Below are 7,067 nucleotides of genomic sequence, written 5' to 3' on the forward strand. Positions count from 1 at the left end.
ACCAGCCCCCAGCAACTCGGCGGCTACACCTACGCCGCCGACAACCCCATCACCGGCAGTGACCCCACCGGCTTGATGGGCTGCGAAAGCCCTGATGAATGCGGCGGTGGAGCCCAGCTTGGCAACAACTGGCCGACTCTACACAGTGGCGGCAAGGCGCTCAACGACGCTTCCTGGGGCTGCAACGGCTGTGACGTTGTCAACAGCTCCAACAGTGACCCGAACAACCAGGGAGAGGTGGACGCAAGCAGACGTCGTGCTGTCAGCGCTGCCTTCCACAAGAAATTCATGGAGATCTACCCAGGGGTCTTCATTAAGCGCAACTGGAAGTACGCCAACCAGTTCGCCGATGTTTTCAATCAGGAGGTCGACAACTGGTGTCAGGAGGAGGGGAGTTCATGTCTAATTGACCCGTCGGGCACGCCGGAAGACGCGTTCGACCAGCACATCATTGCGCACCTGAAATTTCTCACCTGCATGGTGCTCGGCCATAAAAGCGGCTGTCTGGGCATGGGCAAGGCCACATCCATCGGTACGGCCGCAGCGGCACTAGCCGCAGTCACAGGAGGAGGCGGTGAGGGACCTGGGCATGGCAGCTATTCATCAGAAGACCTGACGCGGGTCGCGAACCATCTGGGACGTCCCGAGCTCGATCATTCTCCAATTAACGATGCCATGATCGATGGGATTCGCCGGGCAATGACGGATGGGCGCCCGCTCTCGGAGGGAGAGCGGAACTTCATGCGACACGAGCTCACCGAAGCCGCACTGATGGATGGCGGGATGTCCCCTGAGGAAGCCCACGAGTTGGCGCTGCAGACGCACACCCTGATGAAGAACTACACGCCCGAAGTGATAGACAAGTTCCCTGACCTGTTCAACAACAACTGGCGTCGGGCATGGGGAATGGAGCCGCGGTGATCGTCATTGCAGAAGGAGGCCGTCGTGTGGCGGTTCGGATGGACGAGGTGTCTGCTGCGTACGTTGGGGTGCGTGTCGCACGTTGCAAACGTCCCGCCTTGCCCGGCGCAGGGCGTGAGGTGCGGGCTGTTGTGGAACTGAGCCGTGCCTTCGGCGGGATGACTATGCGGGCGTTGCTCGGAGCCACGTTCTCCCCGGATCCGCAGGGAACGTTCACCGTATTCGAAATCCCGTTCGGTGAGGAAATGCATACTGGCGCAGTCGCCACCTGCGCTAGCGAGGTCGGCCCTCCGCTGGTAGCCGGAATGCCGCGTGACTTCGCCGACGCCGCGCTCGACGGGCTCGCCGGGGACCCGACGGTCTGGGCTTTGCCAGCCGGGTTGCTACGGGTTGATCGGGCGGGTTTCGATGAGCTGGGGTCTTCCGAGATAGCATTTAAGCTTGTCAGTGGCCTGCTCCGGTGCGTGGTTGACGCTTTGCTGCACGATCGGGATCCACTCACGGCAGCTGAGGCCGTGGGGAGGGCTTGGTGATGGGGAGGCTGCTGGGCTCAGGGAAGCGGACGGCGCTGAAACGTGGTCCGCTTCCCTGAGGCGAGCGAACAATCAATCGAGGTCATAATCGTGAACGAGACGGTGATTATTAATTACCGCCTTCCCGAGGAGTTGGCCGTGATTAAGGGGATTGCCTGCCTGCACTGCGGTCAAGACTGGCTGCGTTCGTATCGCGTCAAGGGGAAGGGTAATACTTTCCTTCTCTGTGCCGAATGTGAGTCCGTGTGGCTCCCGGGGCAAGATTTGACGCAAGATACCGACGACTATCTCAGTGAATTTCTTGGGGACCCCCCCACCGGGTCTCAGTGGGACATGATCGAACGAGTTGATGACAATAAATGACTGGAAGGTGTGAACTCCTGAGATTCCGGCCATGATGCATTTCGCTTCCTCGAGTTGAATGCGACTCCGCCGGAATTTAATGTTGCGGTGCAGGTCTACCGGAGTCCACCCAACGAGTCGGGACGGTGCTGCGGTGATCGGCGATCCACGTCCATGCGGTCCACGTGCGGTGTCAGTACCGTCGGCATGCGGTCGGTGTGGCTGCTGGATCGACGCTGGATCACGCCCTAAATCGATTGATCTGCGTAGGTAATAGCCGAGGCGTCGATGTTCCGCTTCAACGTGCGGTGGGTGACGTGGCATCACCTTGCTGACCTGGCGGACATGCAGGTCATAGGTAGTGGCGGATACCCCCCGGCTCCCGTGGGGGCATCGTGCTGGGAAGGCCTGCTCCAGAAGAAGGCTTGGGTGCAGATTGGCCTTGACCGCAGCGCGCTGCGGTCAAGGCCAATTCTGCGTCCACGGTCAGCCGGATCTGAACCAACAGACAGCACGCCGTCGGCGGCGCAGCCGGCGACACGACCACCAGCTACCACTACGGGCAGCCCGCGGACTCCACCAAGCAGCCCGACACTCTGACCAGCACCACCACCACCCTGCCCGACGGTACCCAGACCGGCGCCACCTACAGCTACGACGCGGACGGCAACACCCACACCCGCACCATCACCACAACCGGCACCGACAGCCTCACCTGGGACAATAACGGCAATCTCGCGTCTCTCGAGTCCACCGGGCAAACCAACCCGAGCCTGTACCAGTACGACCCTGACGGCAATCTGCTCATCCAGACCGACCCCGCTGGCAAGAAGACCCTCTACCTGCCGCACCAGGACGTCACCTACGACCCCAGCACCAGCAGCGTCAGCGGGACCCGTTACATCTCCCTCCCCGGCGAAGCCACCTGTGTCCGCTATGGCTCCGGCACCAGCTACAGCTTCCAGACCAGCAACTACCAGGGCACCAGCTCCCTCGCCCTGGACCAGACGGCCCAAACTCCCACGTTCCGGTCCTTCGACGCCTATGGGAACCCGCGTGGCACCCAGCCAACCACCTGGTACGGGAACAAGGGATTCGTCGGAGGCACCCAAGACGCCACCACCAACCTCACCAACCTCGGCGCCCGAGAATACGACCCCACCATCGGACGCTTCATCAGCGCCGACCCCTACCTAGTGCTCTGACCGCATTGGTTCGCCGGGAGGGTGGTCGGAGCGATTGGATGTGCGGTGACGTCCGATCCGACCGCTGGGGTCGTGTCCCGCGTCGTGGTGTAGGGGATCAAGCGTCACGCGTTCCGGTACGAGGCCCTGGACGATCTCCGCGGAGGCGGTAGCCCAAGAGGAGCCCTGCTGAGGCGAGTTGAAACCCGGGCCCGGAGGAGTCACTGCCCCTGACCTGGGGATTCCGGCGCCTTGATCGCCTACACCACGAGCAGGGACACTATCACCGCTGGAGGCGCGGTGGCCGAGCCTGTCCGTGTGCGCAGACTGACCGACCAGGAAGGCCAGAAGCTGCAGCAGATCGTGCGCCGGGGTAGCACCAGCTCAGTGCGCTACCGCCGCGCGATGATGCTACTTGCCTCTGCTGGCGGGAACCGCGTCCCGGTGATCGCCCAGCTTGTGCAGGCCGACGAGGACACTGTCCGCGACGTGATCCACCGGTTCAACGAGATCGGCCTGGCCTGCCTGGACCCTAGGTGGGCGGGAGGCCGTCCCCGCCTGCTCAGTCCTGACGACGAGGACTTCGTCATCGTGACGGCCACCACACGACCGACCAAGCTCGGCCAGCCGTTCACCCGCTGGTCCATCCGCAAACTCGCCGCCTACCTGCGGAAAGTCCACGGCCGCGTCATCCGCATCGGCCGCGAGGCATTACGCCGCCTGCTCGCCCGCCGCGGCGTCACCTTCCAGCGCACCAAGACATGGAAGGAGTCCCCGGACCCCGACCGCGACGCCAAGCTGGACCGGATCGAGGAGGTCCTGGACCGCTTCCCGGACCGGGTCTTCGCCTTCGACGAGTTCGGCCCCCTCGGTATCCGCCCCACGATGGGCTCGGGCTGGGCCGCCGTCGGTCATCCAGAGCGGCACCCGGCCACGTACCACCGCACCCACGGCGTCAGGTACTTCCACGGCTGCTACTCGGTCGGCGACGACACTCTCTGGGGCATCAACCGCCGCAAGAAGGGCGCCGCGAACACCCTGACCGCGCTGAAGTCGATCCGGGCGGCCCGTCCCGACGGCGCACCCATCTACGTGATCCTGGACAACCTGTCCGCCCACAAGGGCGAGATGATCCGCCGCTGGGCGAAGAAGAACCGCGTCGAGCTGTGCTCCACCCCGACCTACGCGTCCTGGGCCAACCCGATCGAGGCCCACTTCGGGCCGCTGCGGCAGTTCACGATCGCCAACTCCAACCACCGAAACCACACCGTCCAGACGCGGGCCCTGCACTCCTACCTCCGCTGGCGCAACAAGAACGCCCGACACCCCGACGTGCTGGCCGCCCAACGCCGCGAGCGCGCCCGCATCCGTAGAGAGAAAGGCATCCGCTGGGGCGGGCGGCCCCTCGCCGATGCGGCTTGACAGGCCCGGCGACCTTGCCCGGCCGGGGCCTAGCAGTAGCCGTCCACCCTGGTGGCGGCCGGAGCGAGGTTGGGCCAGGGATGCCCGGCTCTGTCGGAGGCAGCGGACCGCAGGAGGTCGAGAAGAGTGCGCCCCGGGTAGCCCCGAAAACTCGCGTAGGTGCCGCGGTAGTAGCAGCTCCAGTAGCTCACGACCCGCCGTTGAGTGCGTGCGAAGTAGGCCGGGTTGTCCACGATGAACTGCCCGTAAGCGAGGTGGCCGCAGGTGCCGGGCGCGGCGAGATCACGCAGCTCATCGCAGATGACGATTAGGATCTCCAAGACGTACTCGCCGACCAGCTGCACGACGAAGGGGACGACCCATGGATCCGTGGAGCCAACGACCTTCTCCAGGTGGCGCTGCCTGACCACCCCGTCGCAGTGCCTTGAGTACAGGCAGTGCAGAAGCTGCCGTTGGCGCGACGAAAGCGACGCCACCGCGTCAGGTGGCGGCTCGTCGTTGTAGAGGCGCCCGGGGAGCAAAACCTGCTGGCCCTCTACAACCACCGAAAACGGCGCTGCCGGCAGGAGGCGAGAAACAGGCATGACCGACACTACTGCCTCGGCATCGCCTGCAAGCTCGGCCGGGAACGCCATGGTCAACGGATCGCTTCTATCGGGCGGCTGCACGAACTGAGCATAGGCGGACGCCCCAGCCACGAGTCTGGCCCCCACCACCTCACGGCCACCCAACCCGGTGAACGTATGCGGTCAGAGCACTAGAAGCCGACGACCCCGACCAAATCGGCGGCTACGCCTACGCCGGCGATAATCCGGTCACCCAGAGTGACCCTTCGGGCTTGTGCGCCGACGTCGACTGCCCGACGCGCAACTGCACGTATTGCATCAACCGCACACCTACAGACAAGGCAACTCCCCGGCATTGCATGACTACCCAGGCTCGGGTAGCACACCCAACAACACATCCGGCACCAACCGCGGCAGCGATGGCAGCGAGCCCGGCGGAGACGGTGGCGGCTACAGTGCTGGCGGCAGCGGCGGCGGGCACCAGGACTGCGGCTGGAACCCGTTGTGCTATGGGAAGGAGGCCGGCGGCTACCTGTGGGCCCACAAGGCGCAGATCGCCGGCGCCGTCGCAGGAGGCGTTGCAGGCGGACTGTGCTATGCGGCCTCCGGCGCCACTGCAGAAGAAGGCGTCGGCATAGCCCTCGCCACCCAATGCGGGGCCTTCGCGGGAGCCGTCGGCAGCTACACCGAAAACGCGGTGAACCCACACGGCGACCACTCGGCAGCCGGAACCGCCAGCGCTATTGTCAGCGGCGGTGTCGTCGGCGGCGCTACCGGCGGACTTGCCGAGGGGGCCGGGCAATTCCTGGCCGACCGCTTCGACGAGGGAACCCTGGCCAACTCCCTCGGCAAGGTGTTGAGCGGTTCCCCCGGGTGCAATTCCTTTACAGCCACGACCGTCGTTGAGATGGCGAACGGCACCAAGAAGGCGATCAGCGCCGTCACCACTGGTCAGACCGTTCTCGCCACCGACCCGCTCACCGGGAAGACCAAGCCGGAAAAAGTCACCGCCACCATCATCACCAAGGGCGATACCGACTTCACCAACCTGACGGTCCACACGGCCCACGGCGACAGCACGATCACCTCGACTCAGCACCACCCGTACTGGGACATCACACGCCACCGCTGGGTCAACGCCGGTGACCTCCACATCGGTGAGCACCTACGTGACGTGAACGGCGGCGCCGTGACGGTCGCCAGGGTCCGCAACTACGTCACTCACCTTCCGACGTACAACCTTACGGTCAACGAACTTCACACGTACTATGCGTTGGCGGGCGAGACGCCGGTCCTCGTTCACAATTCCAGCTGCCCTGTGCCGATTTCGAAGGGGCGCTGGGATCATATATGGGATCGGCATGTTGTTCGTGTCGGCGAATTCCCTAACAAGAGCAAGTTCTTGACGACGAGCAAAGCGAAGATCCAGAAGATGATCAATCGCGCACTCGATGGCCAGACGGGCGACGGGGCGTACTACTACAAGTTCCCGAATCCGATCGGCCGGAACGGGGCTGGGGATGATCAATACTACATTCGGGTTGTGGTTCGTGATCGAAAACTAATCACAGCCTTCCCATCTGAGGGGCCCGAGTGATGCGCGGTCGTGACATCGAACTTTCACTCAAGGAGGTGTCGTGGGCGTAGATGTGGCCCTCGTGCGCGTGGAGCAACGAGGGAGCAGTCCGAGGCGGCGGCGTGCGAGTCAGGTGGACGCTGTTCTCGATCTTCACGACAAATTCGCTCGCCTTTGCGAATCAAGTGTGCTCCCCATGCTGAGTCGAGTGGATCCCTACGGGACTCTGATCTTGAGTTCGAACGAGATGGATCAGTTTATCTCGGAAATCGAGATGGAATTTCCGAAGGTCGAAGATCCTGCAGTGAAGGAGTTCCTGAAAAGCGCGCTCAGGCTGGCTCGTGAATGTCAGGAAGAAGAGGCAATGCAGCTGCGTCTTGATGGAGATTGAAATCTCATACGGAACCTGTTGTCGACGAACGCGAGATTAACCTCGATTCGTCAGCGGTCGCGATTGCCTGATGAGGTTGATGGTTCGCCCTGTTTGTCCCGCGTGATCGCGGGCGGGGCCTTCGCGTGTCGC

At 63.6% G+C, this 7,067-nt stretch carries 7 protein-coding genes; 6 read left to right on the forward strand and 1 reads right to left on the reverse strand.

Going from position 1 to position 7,067, the window contains the following annotated elements; translation table 11 throughout:
* From ACFYX0_RS46065 to ACFYX0_RS46080, 4 genes are all read left to right on the forward strand, one after another.
* A partial coding sequence (locus ACFYX0_RS46065; protein ID WP_388981370.1) for a hypothetical protein occupies positions 1–921 on the forward strand: 921 nt, incomplete at its 5' end.
* A gap of 623 nt (positions 922–1,544) precedes the next feature.
* Positions 1,545–1,817: a hypothetical protein gene (locus ACFYX0_RS46070; RefSeq protein ID WP_388981373.1), complete on the forward strand. Its 273-nt coding sequence runs from the start codon at positions 1,545–1,547 to the stop codon at positions 1,815–1,817.
* Positions 1,818–2,482: 665 nt separating this feature from the next.
* Positions 2,483–3,001 carry an RHS repeat-associated core domain-containing protein gene (locus ACFYX0_RS46075; RefSeq protein WP_388981387.1) on the forward strand — a complete coding sequence of 173 codons (519 nt, stop codon included), beginning with the start codon at positions 2,483–2,485 and terminating at the stop codon, positions 2,999–3,001.
* A 279-nt stretch (positions 3,002–3,280) separates the two neighbouring features.
* A complete protein-coding gene (locus ACFYX0_RS46080) occupies positions 3,281–4,402 on the forward strand; it encodes an IS630 family transposase (RefSeq protein WP_388981376.1) in 1,122 nt (373 codons plus the stop codon).
* A gap of 29 nt (positions 4,403–4,431) precedes the next feature.
* Here ACFYX0_RS46080 and ACFYX0_RS46085 read toward each other — a convergent pair whose 3' ends face one another.
* Entirely contained in the window at positions 4,432–5,070 is a 639-nt protein-coding gene (locus ACFYX0_RS46085; RefSeq protein ID WP_388981378.1) for a hypothetical protein, read from the reverse strand.
* A gap of 172 nt (positions 5,071–5,242) precedes the next feature.
* Between ACFYX0_RS46085 and ACFYX0_RS46090 the strand changes: the two genes are divergently transcribed.
* Together ACFYX0_RS46090 and ACFYX0_RS46095 are read left to right on the forward strand one after the other, a co-directional pair.
* On the forward strand, positions 5,243–6,565 hold the full coding sequence (locus tag ACFYX0_RS46090; protein WP_388981381.1) for a polymorphic toxin-type HINT domain-containing protein: 1,323 nt from the start codon (positions 5,243–5,245) through the stop codon (positions 6,563–6,565).
* A 40-nt stretch (positions 6,566–6,605) separates the two neighbouring features.
* On the forward strand, positions 6,606–6,935 hold the full coding sequence (locus ACFYX0_RS46095; RefSeq protein WP_388981384.1) for a hypothetical protein: 330 nt from the start codon (positions 6,606–6,608) through the stop codon (positions 6,933–6,935).
* Positions 6,936–7,067: the final 132 nt, after the last annotated feature.

The sequence above is a fragment of the Streptomyces sp. NPDC002573 genome (genome assembly GCF_042889625.1).
Taxonomy (GTDB): Bacteria; Actinomycetota; Actinomycetes; order Streptomycetales; family Streptomycetaceae; genus Streptomyces; species Streptomyces gibsoniae.